Source organism: Luteolibacter arcticus (assembly GCF_025950235.1).
Taxonomy (GTDB): domain Bacteria; phylum Verrucomicrobiota; class Verrucomicrobiia; order Verrucomicrobiales; family Akkermansiaceae; genus Haloferula; species Haloferula arctica.
On sequence record NZ_JAPDDT010000017.1, the window covers coordinates 97,237 to 115,704 of the forward strand.

Annotated in this window: 9 protein-coding genes; 3 read left to right on the top strand and 6 right to left on the bottom strand. The window is 60.7% G+C overall.

What is annotated here, in order from left to right:
- The first annotated feature begins 6 nt into the window (after positions 1–6).
- The 3 genes from OKA05_RS24835 (at position 7) to OKA05_RS24845 (ending at position 9,466) form a co-directional block, all read left to right on the top strand.
- Positions 7–690 (top strand): hypothetical protein, encoded by a 684-nt coding sequence (locus tag OKA05_RS24835; protein WP_264489912.1) that lies wholly within the window; start codon positions 7–9, stop codon positions 688–690.
- 23 nt (positions 691–713) lie between these two features.
- Entirely contained in the window at positions 714–4,610 is a 3,897-nt protein-coding gene (locus OKA05_RS24840; RefSeq protein ID WP_264489913.1) for an autotransporter-associated beta strand repeat-containing protein, read from the top strand.
- A 512-nt stretch (positions 4,611–5,122) separates the two neighbouring features.
- Entirely contained in the window at positions 5,123–9,466 is a 4,344-nt protein-coding gene (locus tag OKA05_RS24845) for a beta strand repeat-containing protein (protein WP_264489914.1), read from the top strand.
- A 1,052-nt stretch (positions 9,467–10,518) separates the two neighbouring features.
- On the opposite strand, the gene OKA05_RS24850 is transcribed toward OKA05_RS24845, so the two are convergent.
- From OKA05_RS24850 to OKA05_RS24875, 6 genes are all read right to left on the bottom strand, one after another.
- On the bottom strand, positions 10,519–12,093 hold the full coding sequence (locus OKA05_RS24850) for a glycosyl hydrolase (RefSeq protein WP_264489915.1): 1,575 nt from the start codon (positions 12,091–12,093) through the stop codon (positions 10,519–10,521).
- Positions 12,094–12,387: 294 nt separating this feature from the next.
- Positions 12,388–13,020, bottom strand: coding sequence for an HNH endonuclease signature motif containing protein (locus OKA05_RS24855; RefSeq protein WP_264489916.1), 633 nt, complete (start codon positions 13,018–13,020; stop codon positions 12,388–12,390).
- Positions 13,017–13,664 (bottom strand): hypothetical protein, encoded by a 648-nt coding sequence (locus OKA05_RS24860; protein WP_264489917.1) that lies wholly within the window; start codon positions 13,662–13,664, stop codon positions 13,017–13,019. The genes OKA05_RS24855 and OKA05_RS24860 overlap by 4 nt, the downstream gene beginning before the upstream one ends.
- Before the next feature lie 5 nt (positions 13,665–13,669).
- Positions 13,670–16,057: a sensor histidine kinase gene (locus tag OKA05_RS24865; RefSeq protein ID WP_264489918.1), complete on the bottom strand. Its 2,388-nt coding sequence runs from the start codon at positions 16,055–16,057 to the stop codon at positions 13,670–13,672.
- Positions 16,057–17,385: a DNA methyltransferase family protein gene (locus tag OKA05_RS24870; protein ID WP_264489919.1), complete on the bottom strand. Its 1,329-nt coding sequence runs from the start codon at positions 17,383–17,385 to the stop codon at positions 16,057–16,059. The genes OKA05_RS24865 and OKA05_RS24870 overlap by 1 nt, the downstream gene beginning before the upstream one ends.
- A gap of 110 nt (positions 17,386–17,495) precedes the next feature.
- The gene (locus OKA05_RS24875) at positions 17,496–18,248 is read right to left on the bottom strand and encodes an EI24 domain-containing protein (RefSeq protein ID WP_264489920.1); all 753 of its coding nucleotides are present in this window, start codon (positions 18,246–18,248) and stop codon (positions 17,496–17,498) included.
- Positions 18,249–18,468 lie beyond the last annotated feature (220 nt).

Genomic DNA, 18,468 nt, shown 5'->3' on the forward strand with positions numbered 1-18,468 from the left:
GCCGCCATGCCGATCGCGCTAGGCGCGATCCTGCTCGTCGCAGTGACGGTCAGCGTCATGAACCACCAGCCGGACTCATCCCATGAATCCCCGGCCACGGTGAGATCCAAGACTTCCCGCGACCCACAGACCCCTTCGACACCGGCAGAAGTGGTGCTGCGCCCGCTGCCCGTCTCCCGCAGTAGCGCCACGCACGAGTGGACCGAAGGCGACGCCACCTTGCCCACGGTGATCGAAAAGATCGCTCACAATCCCGACGAGTTCGTCCGGCTTGTCGAGGAGAATGACCGCATCAAAAAGCGTCAGCTCGTTTACCGGACAAAGCCCGCTTGGGACCTCGTCGAGCAGGCGCGCGCGACCGGCGAGCCGGTGCGCCAGCTCACCCTTCCCGGCCTCGATGGGCAGGAGGTTCAGGTGGAAGTGACCAGCGAGAACGTGGACCCGTCCGGACTAAGCGGCACCTTTGGCGGACACGTCGCCGGACACCGGAAGTCACTCGTGACGCTGGCTTTCATTCACGGTCGCGAGGCCTTCACCGTGGTATCGCCCGATGACGGCGTCTTCCTGCAAGGCCACCCGCGCGAGAAGGGCGAGATCCTCGTCGCCAGCTTCGACCCGGAGAAATACCTCACCGTGCCCGGAGCCGAGTCCATCAAAACCCTCCCGGTCATCCCCTCTCCTTCCAAGTGAAAGCTCCCTCCTTGCCCTTTTCCATGCGCACCACGCTGCTTGCTCTAACAGGTCTCCTCTTCATCGCAGCCAGCGGCCCGGCCAAGGCAGCCGCCGAGGCGGATCTGCTGGTGGCCTATGATCAAACGCACGCCTCCGCCGTGGGTGGCCAGGACAATGCGAACGTCCTCGCGCTAAATGCCGTCGCCGGCAGCAACCTCATCAATGAACGCAGCGGCACGGGTGCGCGGGTGCGGATTGTCGGCTACCATCAGGCCTCGCAGTACAGCTACCAGCGCACGTCAAAAGGCGGCTTCGTCGGTTGGATGGCAAACTATGACTCCCGCCTTTCCGACGTCGTGGATGCTGGCAATGCCCGCGGTGCCGACCTCGTGACCTTTATCTGCGTCTCCACCGCCGATGGTGCCGCTGCCGTCGCCCAGCAGCCGGGTCGCTATTCGTGTTTCGATCCCGGGCAATTCTGGTCGGCCATCGTCGCCCATGAACTCGCGGGGCACAACTACGGCTGTGACCACCGCGGCGGGCGGGCCACTCCCGGCTCGAAGACGATCATGATGCACAACTACTGCGAGGGCGGCGGTGCGACTCCGCCCTACTTTTACTCCAATCCTAACATCTGGCTTAACGGGGCAAGATTGATCGGAGAAACAAGCTGCCTCGGCGGCGCGGCAAATGGCGGCGACAATGCGTTTCTGATCAGCAACACCGCCCAGGGCGTGGCCGATAGCTACGGCCGCGTGATCGCCGCACCGAATCTCAGCAGCGTGGTCCGCCGCTGGTCCTTCAATCAGGCGGCTGGCAACGCACCGGCGGGAACCACCGTCACCGACACCGCTTCCGGCTCGGCCCTCGCCACCGTTCAAGGAAGCGGCGCGACCTTCACCGGCACCGGCCTGCGTATCCCCGGCGGCGCATCCGGCAGCGGCGCGGCCTACTTGCAACTGCCCGCCGGCGTGCTTTCCAGCTACACCAGTGCCACGGTCGAAATCTGGGCGAAGACCCTCTCGGTGCAGAACTGGGCACGCATGCTCGACTTCAACAACGGCACCGCCAACTACCTGACCTTGACCGCAGCGCGCGGCACCAATCTCGACGCACAACGCTTCGAATCCATCGTCGGCGGAGCCACGGTCTCGCTCGACAGCGACTTGCCAACGGCCACCGGCGCCCTTCATCACTACGCCATCACCTACACCAGCACCGGCGCGAGCAGCGGGCGCTGGATCTGGTATCGCGATGGCGACGAAATCGCCTTCCTCGATGTCGGCTACGCGCTTTCGTCATTCCCGGACGTGAACAATTGGCTCGGCCGCTCGGCCTACGCGGGCGACGCCTTTGCCAACTGCGAGTACTCCGAGGTGCGCATCAGCAATGTCGCAATGACCCGGGACCAGGTCGCCGCCAATGCACGCCTCGGCCCCAACCGCACCACCACCAGCGCCAATCTCACCGGCGACGATCCGATCGGCCAGACCTCGTTCAACGCCGCAGGCCGTTGGAGCGATGGCCTCGCGCCCAGCGCAGGGAAAACCTACGAGACCTTCGGCTTCCGCCTGCGTACCCCGGCCGATGGCACCTCGCGCACCTTCGCCGGCCAGTCGCTGAAGCTCACCGGCGGCGGCATCACCTGGAAAGGAACCAGCAACAACACCATCACCGCAAACAACCTCACCCTCGCTGGCACCGATGGCGAGATCCTCAATGCCGGCTCGGGCACTTTCACCCTCGCGGGCACGCTCAATGCGGAGGCCGCTGAGACCCTCGTGCGAGCCGCCAATGGACCCATCAATCTTGCGACGAACCTCAGCGGCAATGGCTCACTTCTCTGCGTCAACAACACCGTCACCCTCAGCGGCACCAATACCACCTTCACCGGCAAGATGAAGGTCGGCGACGGGCGTTTCAGCGGTCTCTCGATCAACTCGGAAGCCCGCCTCGGTGCCAACCCCGCCTCCTTCACCGCAGACCAACTCACACTCAACCGCGGCATCCTCTACACGACCGCCAACACCATTCTCGACGACGCCAACCGCGGCATCCGCATCGGTGCCAGCGCGGGACTCTTCAATGTTGCTCCCGGCACCACCCTGACCGTCGCCGTGCCGCTATCCAGCGACTCCTCCGGTGCCGCGTTGCAGACCGTTCCGATCTTCCCGAACCCCGTGGCCGGCATCCTCATCAAGGAGAACACCGGCACGCTCGTCCTCACCCATCCGAACAACTCGCACGTCGGCGAGATGGTCATCAGTGGCGGCGTGCTGCGACTGGATGGAGCCGGTCGCTTCAACAATGGCGACACGCCCATGCCCGTCGTTATCAATGCCACACTCGATCTCAATACCACCGCCAACCAAGCCTTCGCCGGCGCGCTCTCGGGCAACGGCACCTTCATCAAGAACAACACCGGCACCACGACACTCTTCGCCGCCAATACCTTCTCCGGCAGCGTCACCATCAATGGCGGCACGCTCTTCGCGAATGCCGCCAACGCCGCGACCGACCGGGCACTCAGCTACGTCAGCGGCGTCACCGTCAACAATGGCGGGACCCTGCGCACCAGCGCGAACGCACTCTTCGGCTGGGACGGCACGCAAACCAAACCCATCACCGTGAATGCCGGCGGCACCATGACGACCAGTGCCGCCAATATCGATGTGAACGTCGGCACCGTCACTCTCAATGGCGGCACCCTCGCGGGGGCTGCCAGCCCTGCCTGGGGATCATGGAACTTCAAGCGGGTGACCGGCGGCAAGCTGGTCGCGACCGACAACTCCACCGTCACCGCGGCCAACGTCGGCCTTGGCACCAATAACACCGTCGAGGTCTCGGCCGGGAAGACCCTCACCTTCAGCGGCACCATCACCGACCTCACCAATGAAGGCGTCTCCGCACTGGTGAAAAGCAACGGCACCGGCACCCTGCTCCTGAGCAACACCAACACCTACACCGGTCCCACCACGATCAACGCCGGCACGCTCCACCTCACCGGTTCCCTCGCCGCCGCCAGCGCGGTGACCGTCGCCAACGCCGCGACTCTCAGTGGCTCCGGCACCGTCAATGGCACCCTCTCCTTCGCCACCGGAGCCATCCATGCACCGGGCAATCCCGCCGGCACGCAGACGGTCGGCGGCGCCCTCTCTTATGATAACGGCGCGCGCGTCCGCTGGAGCCTGCCTTCTAACAGCGACCTCGTCGGCACCGCCAATCGCATCACCGCCGGGACCGTGAACGTCACCACCGGTGCCGTCATCGACCTCATCCTCAATGCCGCCGGCAGCACGGTGAACTTCACCGACAGCTTCTGGACGCAGCCGCACACCTGGAACATGCTGAGCGGGTCTAACAAGACCGGCGACTTCGCCCTCGGCACCATCACCACCGATCCCGGCGGCCGCGCGGTCGTCGACTACGGCACCTTCACGTTCCAGCAGAGTGCCACGGCGGTGTCCGTCGTCTTCACGCCGAACTCCGAGGTCGGCACCTCCCCCACCGACCTCTGGCGTCAGACTCACTTCGGTGCCGAGTGGGACAATCCCGCCGTCTCCGGCGACACACTGGACGGCGACAAGGACGGCCTTCCAAACCTCGTCGAATACGCGCTCGGCTCAGATCCGAATGACTCGGACACCACCGTCTCGCCGCAGGTTTCCCAGGTCGGCAACAAGCTCCGCATCGCCTTCCGCCGCAATACCGCAGCCGATGACATCACCATCTCCGTCGTCGCCGCGGACGACCTCGCCGGCTCGTGGACACCCATCGCCACCAGCACCAATGGCGAGCCCTTCGCCGCCGTCGCCGCAGGCGCCACCGTTCAGGAAACCGGTGAGCCACCGCTCAAGTCCGTCCAAGCCGAGGACATCCATCTGATTCCCGACCCCGACCACCCGAAGCGCTTCATGCGCGTCGAAGTCCACCGCTAACGCCCGCCCCTTGACCGCGGCGCAGCCGCCCTTGGACTGCTGCGGTCATCCGCAGCTTTCCGAATGAACGATAAGGCCATCCACTCCGGTGGCATGCAGCGATCCCGACCAGGCCGCTCCATCCGAGAAAACGGCTAGGCCCACCATTCGCTCAAAAGCTGCGAATGATCGCAGCAGTTGAAGGCCCCCGGCGTTCACTCGACAAAGCCGCCCCGACACGACAACGCCCGGCGTGGTGATTCACGCCGGGCGCGTCTGAATGCTTGGCGGCGACCACCTTGGTGCTTTTCGCCTTCGAGCGCCGGCATCCGAGAGTCCCTCCCGGATATGCGTGATTTGACCAGTCAAACACGCCCTCCATTTCACTTTGCACTCCTCAATGGGGCCAATCAGCCACGTCGAAAAAATTTCCGTTTTCGGGTGTCGGGTTCTGACGGGCGTTTCCGCTCCTTTCGATACTGGAACCCTCCGGCGCAATCGCGCCGCTCCACCATTTGAAACCCAATTAAACGATGAAGAACCAAATGTTCCGTCTCGCCGATCTCCGGATGTCCTATGCCACCTACCTCCGCCTCGGGCTCGGTTTTTCCATGGTGGGAATCGCGACCCAAAGCGCCTACGCCGATGCCACTTGGGTGGGCGACACCAGCCAGAATTGGGGCACCGCCGCGAACTGGAGTTCCGATCCCGCGAACCCTTCGGGCAATTTCTTCATCAACACCGCCGCCGTGGGAGTCTTCCCCGTCATCAGCGCCAATTCACCGTTCACTCCGGTGGACCTCATGATCGGCAGCGGCACCGGAATCACCGGTCGCCTTGATCAGACCGCCGGCACCGCCGCGACCGGCAGTGGCAACTGGACCTTCGTCGGCCGTACGGGAGGAACGGGAATCCTCAACGCATCCGGCGGCACCTTCACCACCGGCCAGCTTTATGTCGGCGGCGGGCCATTCAATGGCGGGGGAACCGGCACGGTCACGATCAATGGCGGTGCCATCACCGCGAGCAACGCCGGCGATGGCGGGGATGGCAGCGGTGGCAATATCGGGCTCGGCCTGGATTCCGGCAGCAACGGCACCATCAATCTGCAAAGCGGTTCTCTCACAGCCTCCACCGGCGAAATCCGGATCGGCCTCGATGGGGGCGCAACCGGCCTCGTGAACCAGACCGGGGGAACGGCGGGCTACGCCGGTTATGTCGGCATCGGTCGCTTCGGGAATGGTACCTACAAACTTTCCGACGGCGTCGTGAATGCCGCCACCGGTTTTGGCTTCACCACCATCGCGGGAAGCGGCGGCTCCACCGGCCTCCTGGAGGTAAGCGGCGGCACCTTCAATTCCTCCACCGGCGGCATGATCGTCGGCGAAGGTTGGACGGGGACTGGCACCGCGGCGGGAACCTTGACCGTCTCGAATAGCGGCGTCGTGAACGTCGGCACTCACAACCTGCGGCTCGCGGTAGGCTCGATCGCCACCGGCACCGTCAATCTCAATGGTGGCACCCTTCAGGTCGGAATGGTTTCCAAAGGGGCCGGCACCGCCAATTTCAACTTCAACGGCGGCACGCTCAAGGCCAGCGGCAGCAGCACCACGTTCATGACCGGGCTGACCCAGGCCTTCGTCGATCCCCTGGGCGCGGTCATCGATTCCAACACTTTCGACATCACCATCGGCCAGGATCTGCAGAACGGCGGCGGAGGCCTCACCAAGAACGGCGCAGGCATCCTGACCCTCTCCGGAGCCAACGTCTTCACCGGTGCCAGCACGGTCAACACCGGCACCCTGGCATTCACCGCCAAGCAGTCCTCCATCGGCTCCCTTTCCGTGGCAGCCCCCGCGGGACTCAGCATCAAAGCCTTTGATACCACCACCACGCCTCTCCTTTCCACCTCCCTCGGACTGGCAAGCGGCAGCACCCTGACCTTCGACTTCAATTCGCTCAACTACAGCGCCTCCACCCCGCTGATCTCCACCGGTGCCCTGACCGCCAGCGGCACGGTGGGCGTCAACATCCTCAACGGTGGCAATCTGCCGTCCGGAGCACACCAGTTGATCGGCTACTCATCGTTCGGCGGCGGCGGCACCTTCACCGGCGCACCGTTCAGCTTGGGTACCCGCAGTAGCGGCACCCTGGCCCAAGCCGGCAACACCCTGACCCTGAACGTCACCGCGAACTCACCCAAGTGGACCGGCCTCGACAGCGGCAACTGGGTGGTGGGCAACACCGGTGCCGCCAAAAACTGGCGACTGATCACCGGCGGAGCCACCACCGACTACATTGAGGGAGATGTCGTGCTCTTCGACGACTCGGTGACCACCGGCACCACCGACGTCAACGTCTCCGCCGCAAACGTTAGCCCCGCGGCCACCACCTTCGCCAACTCGTCCAAGAGCTACACCCTCGGCAGCACCGGCGCCTTCGGCATCGCGGGCACCGGTCCCCTGACCAAGAGCGGCAGCGGCTCGCTGGTCATCACCAATGCCAACACCTACACCGGGCTCACCACCATCGAGAACGGCGCAACGCTCACCCTCGGCGACGGCACCACCGGTCACGACGGCACCATCTCCGGAACCAGCGGCGTGGCCAATGAGGGCACCCTCGCCTACAACCGCTTCGGCACGAGCACTGCCAACTACGTGATCAGCGGCAATGGCGCGGTCACCAAGAGCGGACCGGGCACCCAGATCCTCGGCGGCGTGAACTCCTACACCGGCGGCACCACCGTCAATGCGGGCACACTGCAGATCACCACCACCGCGGGCGACGCCAATACCGGCGCCATTGCCTTGGGCGGCAGCACCTTCCAGATAAACCTCGGAGCAGCCGCGGACTTTACCTACGCCCCGCTGATCACCCTGAACGCTGCGTCCACCCTCAGCAATGCGGCCGCCGGCTCGGTCGCGAACCTGAACGGCCAGATCTGCTTCACCGGCACGCTGAACGGCAACAACCACGCGCTGAACATCGCGAACACCGGTCTCGCCCGTTTCTACCTGAACGGCACGCTCAATGATGTGAGCCAGATCAACGTCGTCTCCGGCGCGATGGGATTGGACATCAACGTCCCCGCTGACCGCGGCACCGCCCCGATCGATATCGCCAGCGGCGGATCGCTGTGGTTCTACGGCAATAATGCCAACCCCATCGTAAACAACCTCACCTTCCATGGCGGAGACGGCGTTGGTGCCAAGGGCGCACTCTATTACGAAGGGGGAAACCCGGCCCCGGCCGCCTTCACCGGCACGGTCAATCTCGCCAGCGGGACCACCACCACCGGCGTCGCCTTTGCCGACGACTTCATCACCCTTGATGGCGTCGTGAGCGGTCCCGGCGGCTTCAATGTCCTCAGCGGTGGACTCGCCCTCGGCGGTGCCAACGACTACACCGGTGGAACCACCGTCACCTTGGGACGAGTGCTGGCGAAGAGCAGCACCGCCTTCGGCACCGGCGCGGTCAGCACTGCCGCAGTCGCGGGCGTGCAGGTGCAGTTGGGCAACGGAGTGAATGTCGCCAATGCCCTTACCCTTGGCGGCTCCAGCTTCACCGCCCAAGGTACGCTTCATGTCCCGACCGGCGATGCCACCTACTCCGGCGCGATCAACATCCCCGCGGACACCACCATCGGCGGCCACTTCGCCACCGGCGGTGGAACGCTCACCGTCGCCGGCGCCGTCACCTCGTCCGTTCCGGTCAAGGTTCGCAACGGCATCGTGGCATTCACCAATCCCGCCAGCAGCTACGCCGCCCTCGCAGTCCAGCAGGGAACCGTAAAGGTGGGCGCGAACAACGCCATCCCCACCGCCGCCACCGTGGATATCGGTGCCAGCGGAGCAGCCATCCTCGACCTGGCGGGCTTCAGCCAATCCCTGGCCGGCCTGACCAAGGGGGCCAACGCCGCCACCGTTACCAACAGCGGCGCCACCGACTCCACGCTGACCACCACCGGCACCACCACCTTCAATGGTGCGATCCAGAATGGCCCCACCCACAAGACCGCACTCACGGTCGGCGGCGGAGCCCTCACCCTCGGCGGTGCCAATACCTTCACCGGCAACGTCACGGTCAATACCGCCCTGACCCTCGCCGACAATGCCCAGCTCCGCTTCACCCCGGGGCCGCCTAGCCTGACCAACTCCATCGGTGGCGCGGGCACCCTCACCCTCGACGGCGACTTCGTCATCGACCTCGCCGGCGCAAGCATCGGCAACGGCAACACCTGGACCTTGGTCAACCTCGGCTCACTCACCGAAACCTTCACCGACAACTTCAGCGTCGTCGACTTCACCCAGAGCGCCAACGTCTGGACCAAGGTGGACGGAGCCAACACCTGGAAATTCAGCGAAGCCACCGGCGTCCTTACCCTCACCATCGGATCCAATGGTTACTCCAGTTGGGCGACTGCTCTAAGCCTCACCGCCGGTGTGAACGACGGTGTCGCACAGAATGCCGACAATGACGGCTCCGAAAACGGCACCGAATACATCCTCGGCGGTCACCCGCTCAACGGCAGCAACAATCCGAAGATCTACTCCATGATCGCCGACAGCGAGGACGTTGGCAGCGAGAAGGAGCTGATCATGACCATCGCGGTGCCGCAGGGCACACCCGCCTTCCCCGCAGGATCGCCGACCTCATCGGTCAACTTCGAAGGCTTCGGCATCACCGTCCGCGGCACCACCGACCTCGTCACCTTCCCAGTCACGGTCAATCCCGTCACCACGATCATCCCGGCCGGTGCCCCCAATCCACTGGTCCAAGGCGGCGTCACCTACGAATACCGCTCCTTCAGCCTCGGCGGATCGAATGGCACCACCAGCAAGGGCTTCCTGCAGGTGACCGTGACCAATCCCTGACGTCCACCAAGCCACCGGTGTTTCCCTCGGAAAAGCTCCGAGAGTTGCACCGGGCGCGCTCGCCCTTTACCTCCCCAAAGCCCGTCTGCCTCGAGTCAAATCGGAGACAGACGGGCTTTTCCGTGTCCGGTTCCAAGCCGCCCCGCCACCCGGAAGGAGCCCCCCCGCAACCCGGGAGCGCCGGTCTTCAGACCGGCCCGAACGGTCCTTCAAAGCCGACCTCCAGCCCCCCGCTCCCGGCACACAATCCCGAGCCCACCCCAGTGGTCGGAGAGCCGGACTGCGCGCAGCCCTGCTGCCGCCCGAAGCCAGCAGCCCTGCTGCGGGGAAGCACCAGATGCTTTCCCCCCAGGATCACAGGTCCGCATCGTGTACCTGCCCAGAGCAAGCGCAAGAAAGGCACCCGAGACGTCACCGCCCACTGGGAACGCGGGATTTATCCCAATGCCTTTAAGGATTGGACGCACGGAGAGGGAACCGAGGATCAGGTTGAATGGATTTACCGCCGATTGCACGGATAGCACGGATGGATAAAGTGGCACCGAGAGCGATGCCGGGAGCTTGGAGGTATCTGGCCTGCCAGTTTCCATGTCTCTTATTATCAGCGCTATCCGCGTAATCCGCGGTCATGCTTTTTTCCAATCCTTAAAGGCATTGGGATTTATCCCGCCCGGCAAATCCGGCAAACCCACCACCTACTGCGGGGAAGCACCGGATGCTTTCCCCTCAGAGGATCACAGGTCCGCATCGCATGTTTGGGCATCGAGGAGCGTTCAGGCCGGTCTGAATACCGGCGCTCCCGGGGGAGATCGCTTTCCCCACTTGGCGACCTTGGCGACTTGGCGGTTCATCCCCTCCTCCACCGACCTCGCTCCCAGCACCGACCACACCGACCACACCGACCACACCGACCACACCGACCACACTGACCACACTGACCACACTGACCACACCGTCCTCACCGCTCCATCCACCCCCGCCTTCCTTGGCGAACTTCGCGTCTTGGCGGTTCACCCCTCTTCCTCCGACCTCCGACCTCCGACTTCCTCCCCTCACCTCCCCGCCTTCTCCTGCACGTACCCCAGCGGCGAAACCTGATCCCGGTACACCTCACCCGCCGGCGTCAACGAGTTATCCTTCCGCTTGAGCTCCCGCACTTCCTCCACCCAGTTGTAAAGCGCGTAACGCTCCACAAACGGCGTCTTGTCCAGCATCTCGATCATCTCCCGGATCGCATCCCGCTGCTGCTTGGCATCCGGGTCCGGCGCGGTCGTCCAGTTCGCCCCGTTGTTCCACTCCGTCACCCATAGCGGCCGCTTCGTCCGCTCATGGATGCCCTTCAGGAAGTCATGGAACTGCTGCGCCGCCCCCTTCGCATCACCCGGATTCGGATGCGCCCGGTAATAGTGCACCGCCACGAAATCCACCCGCAGCCCCGCCGCGTCCGCCTTGTCCATGAATTGATACAGCCAGTTCAACCCGCCATCCGATGTCGATGGCGAACCCAGCCGCAGCCCCGTCTTCAACAACTCCGGCCAACCCTGGATCGCCTCATCCACCGACATCTTCGCCTGGTCCGCCTTGTCCGGTTCATTGAAGCCGAGCAAGTGCAGCGACCCCCGCGCCTTCCAATCCTGATTCAGCCCCGGCCAATAGCGCTTCTGCTTGATCGGCACATACTCCATGTCCGCCGAGGAATTCGTCGAAATGTTCCAGTCGTAGAACCACCCGAGATTCAGCCCCTGGTGAATCCCGCCCGCGATCCCCTTCTTGTTCGTCCACCGCCACGGGAAGACCCGCAGAAAGCCGATCCCCTGATCCAGCCCCGCCGGCAGCGACGAGACCTCCAGATCGTGATCTTGCGCCACATAGTTCCGGCTCACCCCCGTGCCATCCTTGTTCTGCGCGATTGTCGCCATGTAGCCGCGCTTCAGGCGGAATGACCCCACCGCCATCCCCTCGATCACCGCCTCCTGATCATGGCACTTCAGCGGCATCGCCGCCCCCGTACAACCCTTCGCCAGGAACACCGTCATCGCCGGGAAATCCGCCCCATGCGGGATCACCACCGCCCCCGCCCCATACTGCGACACCCGCACATTCTTCCCCAGCTCCGCCGGCGAACCATACACCCGGATCTTCTCCAGAAACTCCGCCGACACCTTCGACGCCGGCACCTGGTCGAAGACCAGCCACGCATCTGGCGACGTGAAATTGAACCCACCCGCCAACAAGCTCACCGGCTCCGTCACGTGCAATTCCGACCCGCCCCCCAGCTCCACCACCTTCTCCCCCGGCTTCGCCAGCGTCCCCGCCTTGTAACCGCCCTTCGTCGTCAACGCCGTCTGCTTCGGAAACGAAAACGGCCGCCCATTCCCCGCCTCCATCTCGAACAAAAACACCTGATCCTCCGGACTGAACTTCTCGATCGCAAAGTCCTTCCGCACTCCACCCGTCCCCTGCAACGTCACCGCCCCCTTCACCATCCCCACATACTCCGCCTCAAACGGCGCCGCACTCCCCACCAGCGCCCAAGGCCTCGGAGCCGCGGAAACCGAGTTTAAAAGTCCAAGCAAAGCCGGAACCACCACGGCGAAGCGGAAAAATCGAGAAGCATTGGGTTTCATGAAATGAAGTCAGGGAAAACGGGAAGCAACGCAGACGGCACGATGCCACCACCGCACCGCCCGGCTGCGAAACCTTGCACTGCCCCAGAAGTTGCCGCGCCCACCCTTTCGTGGGGCTTCGTGAGTCACAGCCGCGAATCCAGCGCACGGCGAAGAAGTAACGAGATTTCCCAGCAGAACCCGACAGAAACCTGACCAAACCCCTCTTATCGCGCCACCCGCACAGTCTTTCTCGAGAATGGGGGAATCCGGTTTTGATTCAATAGTCGAACGTAACTTCGGCCCCGACCAAAATTAGAGAGCAGGGCAGTCCTCCAATTCTAGCTTGCGCAGAGCTCTATTAGCCTCTTGTAGCAGATCTGCAATTCTCCCCAATTGGCCGGCCTGAGGTGACGACCCCTCCATCGAACGCAATTCCTCGGCCAAACTATCGATGGCAGCGTGCAATTTACCTCTCAGAATTCGGCGAGCGCGAACAGCAACAGCGAAAGGGCGATTCAGCGCAAGCTGCTCAATCATGTAAGCGGCGGGATCTTCCTTGGCAGAGAAGCTCCCACAATTCTCCACATGAAAATAAAGTGTCCGCTCAGATTCAAATGGATCAATATAACCCACCCCTTCGAAATGGGTTAGACCTCCCAATTTGTCCATAGGCCAGTCGTCGCGCTTCTTTCCATTGCAACTTCGGCAGGCAAGGAGAAGATTTGCCGGATCGTCTTCCAACTCAGGGAAGTAACGTTCGGACTTCGGCCTGAAGTGATCCAACTCCATCGCGGCATGACCACCGAACGAATTACAGTGACAGTCACAATAAACACACCTGAAAGCACAATCTTCGGATATCTCGTCTTTATATTTTCTATAACTATAAATCCGAGACACACCCACATAATTCGTCCGGCGGGAGATGATGGGAAAAAATTTCATGAATGGGTCGACCTGCGAACTTTCTCAACCTCTTCTAGAAGACGTTGGATTTCTCCCATCTTCTCCTGAACTGCTTCTGTATTCGCTTCCTCAGCGGCTTCAGTGACGATATTTCGGGCAGTTTTGAGCGTTTCGTATTCGGCGAGTTCATCTGCCTGCAACTCCCCTCGAAGCTTACGCGGCAAGAGATCCCTAAAGCGCTGTTGATCTGATGAAAGGGCATCATGGTATCGCCCGACGTCCCTGAGAAACTGACGGCGAAATCTCAGCGATGTTGGACTGTCGAGAAGCAGCGAAGTCTTCGCGACTACTGCTTCCGCATTCCCAGCCTCCTCGGACTCCAATTCACCCTGAATCGGGTGAGCTGTAACCAGATAAAGAGGCAGCTCAGGCAAAATTCCGCGAAGGAAGCTCGCCAACCTGACCCCCGTGTAACCCGATATCTCACCCGATTCGTCAAGGTTCTGATCAATAAAGATCGCCGCTACCGGCAAATCATGAATGTGATCGAGATATCGGCCAATATCTTGCTCCAACGGCAACTCCTGCACTTCAAAGTCCGGCTCGAACAAAGCACGAAGCTGCATCCGAAGATCCCTACGGCCCTCCGGGATATCATCCAAATAATAAATTATCGGCTTCATGGGATTTAGATCTGACGAATTGGAGCTTTGATTTCAAACCGAGCTCCACCTAACTCGCCTTTCGCAATGACAGCAATGGAACCGCCGGCTTCTTCCACAAACGATTTCACAAGAGTCAGCCCAAGCCCCGTTCCTTCTTGTTTACCTTGGTGATCCCTTTTAGTCGAAAATCCAGCTCGAAATATATTACCTTCCGTTCCCGCCTCTAAGCCAACCCCGCTATCCTCGAAAACAAAAACAACAAATCCGTCATCTTGATCGATTGACAACCTAATCATCCTCTCCGACGAGACCTTTTGACGGAGCGCCCATAGAGCATTGACCATAAGGTTCGTGATAACGCACTCCCATTGAACTGTCCGCCCTTGGACTGGCAGCGGGATGAATTCTTTCCATGATCCCTGAATATCCGATGGCTCGACTTTGATTCCTGAACGGACAAGCGAATCACGGAATGTCGAAACGGTTCGATGAACCACCTCTACCAGATCGGCCGGAGGTTCAGTTCGCTTCCAAGGGCGAACAGTATCGAGAGCGAATCTTGCAAACGATTCCAAGCGCATCACACCTGCTTCGAGAAGTTCAACCGTCTCCAGTTTCTCCTCCTCGGATGAAAACAGTGAGTCGTTCGGATTCTTGATTAGCCTTCGAAGTTCCGCCATTTTCTGGCGAACGCTCCCCGCATCTCCTACTCGCTCGTGCCCAAAGTAGGCAGCCATGATACCAAGGGATGCAAGACTGCGTACCATCTCAGCCTCCTCGCGGAGATCGGCGACCTCCGCCTCGTGACTTTTTTCAATTGCCGAAACCTCTATCCGAGCAGCTTGAACTGCGTGAAGTGCCACCTCTGCTGCTGCAGGAGGCGATTCCTGCCCATCAGCCCCACTACTAACAGCTAAAGCCAATTGTGCCACGGCGTCTTCGGCGCGGGCCAAAGCGTTCTTAGGATCGCTCAGAGGATCGACCTTGGCTTTCTTGGGTTCGCGCGGGTTCTGCTTCTGGTAGTCCTCGCTCGCTATGGCCTCAAACCAACTGACAACCTTTTCAGCGAATGCTGTAAGATCAAAAAGCGCCTCGTTTTCGGAGAGTCCTTCACGATTGGTCTGATCTTTAAGATTGGGGTTGGTGACCTGGGATATCAATATCGCGCCCACTGCTTGATGATAAGCCAGCTTCCAACTTTTGCGCGATCTAGCTGCTGGATTGAGGCTTCTTCGCATCGCGAGCCTCAACCAGTCGTTGGCACCACTCGGATCGCCATACGGCTTCACACGGAATCCGTCGCGATAAATCCTAATGCCGCGGTTAGCACTCAAGAAGCTCCTAACGTTTGCCGACTGATCTGAGTCTTCAGATCCACTTCCTTTCGCCTGCACAAAGACATGCATAAGGAAGCGTACGGGACCACATTTGCTGGATTCAGCAATTGCCCCTCCTTCTTTTGTGCCATGGCTCATCCATTCCCGCCATGGGATCGGTGCCTCAGCTAGTTTGTATTCGCGCTTATGCTGGGCTGAGGACATCGTAATCGACACTTTCTCACCAGCCGCCCCCTGTTCAGTGATTGATGAGACTATTTTCGCCTCTACCTTCCAAGTCGCCTGATCGAGAAGATCGTCTGGCGCTAGAACGTCACCATCCACTCCAACCAAATGTAAGCCGGTTTCTATTTCGATCGAAAAGTCCGCCCGGTCCGCGAATGGAGAAAGTACCAACGAAAGCTCGTTCGACAGTTCGGTCAGGCGCTCCTTGTTCCAAATGTCCTTCAATCCTCGAAGGATCATTCGCGTACCATGAGAAAAGTCCGCCTCATCACCAGAGATTGGATCAAAATCGAGATGGTCCAGCGAATAGATTTCGTGAGCAATCGTTTCCAATCTCTGCCCACGAGCTTGATACCGGTCCCACTGAATATCCAATTCCACCGCCGACGGCTTCAGGTTTGAGAACAATTCGGGCTGCTTTTCCTCCTCGGAAGACAGCTTTCTGCGGGTTTGTAACGTTGTCCGCTGGCAGAGTCGGTCAAGCCCGAGACGCCCGAGACCCTTTTCTCCCGTCTGAACCCTCCCAGCTTTCGAAAAGCGAGAGTCCTGTTTATTCGTTGTGCCAATGCAAAGCCAATGATCGCGCAATTCATCTTCGGTCATACCGTGACCGTTATCCGAAACGACAAGAGTAGCGTCCTCTGTCCCGAGGCCCGTAAATTTGAGTTTCACTCTACGAGCGTCGGCATCATAGGCATTCTTTACCAGTTCAACGATTGCCGTATTGGAGCTGGCAATGCTCTCGCGCCCCAGTTGCATCGCAACTCGGGCGCTTACTGAGAACGCAGCAGGAGCCAGCGAAATTCGCGCCGGCCCTTGACGATTGGTTATGGACAACTGACTACTCATCAAGCAGGCTGATCAAAGCTATTTAGAGGTATTTCCCTAACTGATCCGACGGTCAGATGTCTACATCGGATCCGTTGGTCGAGAAACTCGTTCACTCCTTGAGTGTGGAACTCAGCCATAAGCGAACGACAGGCGGCGACGGATTTGTTGTGCGGCTCGCAGACTATAAGATGATTCTCCACTGCAACAGGCCTTTTGCCGAGAATGACTGTAGCAGCAGCCCGATACCTGTCGCCGGGGCGCGAAGTACGACGGATCACAACAAATGGCGGTTGGTAGGCCTTACCGGAATGCCGCCGTTTCTCCACAATGCGGGTGACCTCCGTTCCAACAGGAATATTCCGAGGGTGAATATAGCGGCGGAGCGGCCCGCGTTCTTCATCGCGATGCGGAACAACCCGGCCAACGTGGACATCGAAAAAGTCGGCGATGGTCGTGCAAGTTACGGGAGGAGGAGTCCACCTACACGAAGCAGGAGTTCTGTTGTCAGCTTGGACGGAAAGATCGAGTAAGAACACGTCCACATCGGCACTATCGTCGAAGATCCCATACGGTTGAACAAGGTGGATCTTTGCAACTTCACACACTCGCTTGCGCCACTGCTCTGTAAATGAACCTGAGCGAAGTACTTCCGGCAGAATCGCGAGCATCCTAGTTCCTGACTTGGCTCGTTCGAGGGCCGCAACAACGAATGCAGCGGCCCCGGTAATTCGACCTCCCGCCCACTCGCAACCTAGCGCCGAGGCAACTTGTCCAAAGGGGGGATTTAGCAGCAGATGGGAAGCTCGGCTGTAAAGATCAGTTTCCTTTAGGCCGTCCGCCACGCGAATGTTGGGAAAGAACTCGCTTTCTGAGGCTTCTAGGCGTTCTTGGGATTTATGTCGCTGGCGTGCAAGTAGAACGAGTCGCATTCTCGCACCGTCAATGAACTCACGGTGAAGATCCGTCCCCGTGAGCTGTTTACTCCACTGGCGCAAAGTGTTCGGCAGCGTATCGCAAAGAGGAAGTTTCCTAGCCGCTGCCACCAAGAGGTCTCCCATACCACAGGTAGGGTCGTAGAAAACGCTCTTCGCACCAAATCCGGAACAAGTTCCAATCAATTTTGAACTCAACTCGGTTCCCGTGAAGAAAGCTCCAAATTTCCTACGAATCTCCACTGGAGCAATGCGCCGAAGTTCGACACTCGCTTGACCATTCAATGCGGCATCAACGCGGTTATTCCATTCTGCATCCCCATTCGAGTCCCCCACCAGACGCCTCAATCTGGAAAGGTAGGCAGCATAGTCGCGAAATGGACTAGGTTTGGCTCTTTTCAGCGCGGCGGTCATCCTCTGCCCATTGTCGAAATTAACGCGGCTCAGTCCAATTCAACCTTTGGTATCGAGCACAAACCAATATTGAGGAGCTTCTGCCGGAGTCGCGGGCAATCAAAACAGGGTCACCGACTCCCCTCGGAGGCATCCAACGCGCCTTTTTCTCCGGCCGTTAGCCCCCCTTGATGCGCCGCGCCAGCTTCCTCCTCATCAAGCCCTTCCAAATAGAGCAACGTCCCCGCGACGACGAACACCGGCAGGAACAGCACATTTAGGAATGGCACTAGCGCCGCCACGGCGACGACCGCACCTAGTCCCATCATCCCCTTGGGATGACTGCGTGCGAGCGCGATGCGGTCGGAAAGCCCCCGCGCTGTTCTGCCGGCGGGGATGGTGAAGAACGAGAAGCCCATGACGAAGGAACTCCACAGGAAGACGAGGATGGGGCCGAAGACGGGGATGATGCCGAGGATCATCACCGGCACCGTGAGCACCAGCAAGATCACCGATTGCAGGACGCTCAGGGAGGTGGATTTCAGAAAGCCACGAAAGCCCGCGGGATCGGGGACGAACTTTCCCCGGTCCTTTTCCACCGCGGCGGAGACGTAGTCCTGGAAGGGACTGGAGAGCAGCAGGAACATCCACGCAAAGGTCCACCCCAACACGAACAGCATCCCGATCGCCGCGAAGGCCTGGATGCCGGTGACCATCCAGCCCGCCTGGGCCCACTGGGGGAGCCACCCGCCAATCCGGTCCTTCATCCAGCCGAAGGCGAACCAGAACACGAGCACATCCAGCAGCAAGGTGATCAGGAACGGCGGAATCAGCCACAGCAAGATCCCCGGCCGCCGCCGAACGATGCCAAAGGCCGCAGGCACCGCACGAACACCGTGCGCAAAAGAGAGCGGCGAAGGTCGCGGAGGACCGGCCACAAGGGAAGAGGGAGGAGAAGCCATCAATCCCCGATCCTCCAATCAGCCGCCGGGGCGTTGAAGTATAAAAACGGCCGTCTTCTCAACCCACGGGGCTAAGGCCTTTTCTTAGTAGGCGCATTGGTAACAATGCGGAAGCACGGGAACGGCCCGCTCGTGGAACCGC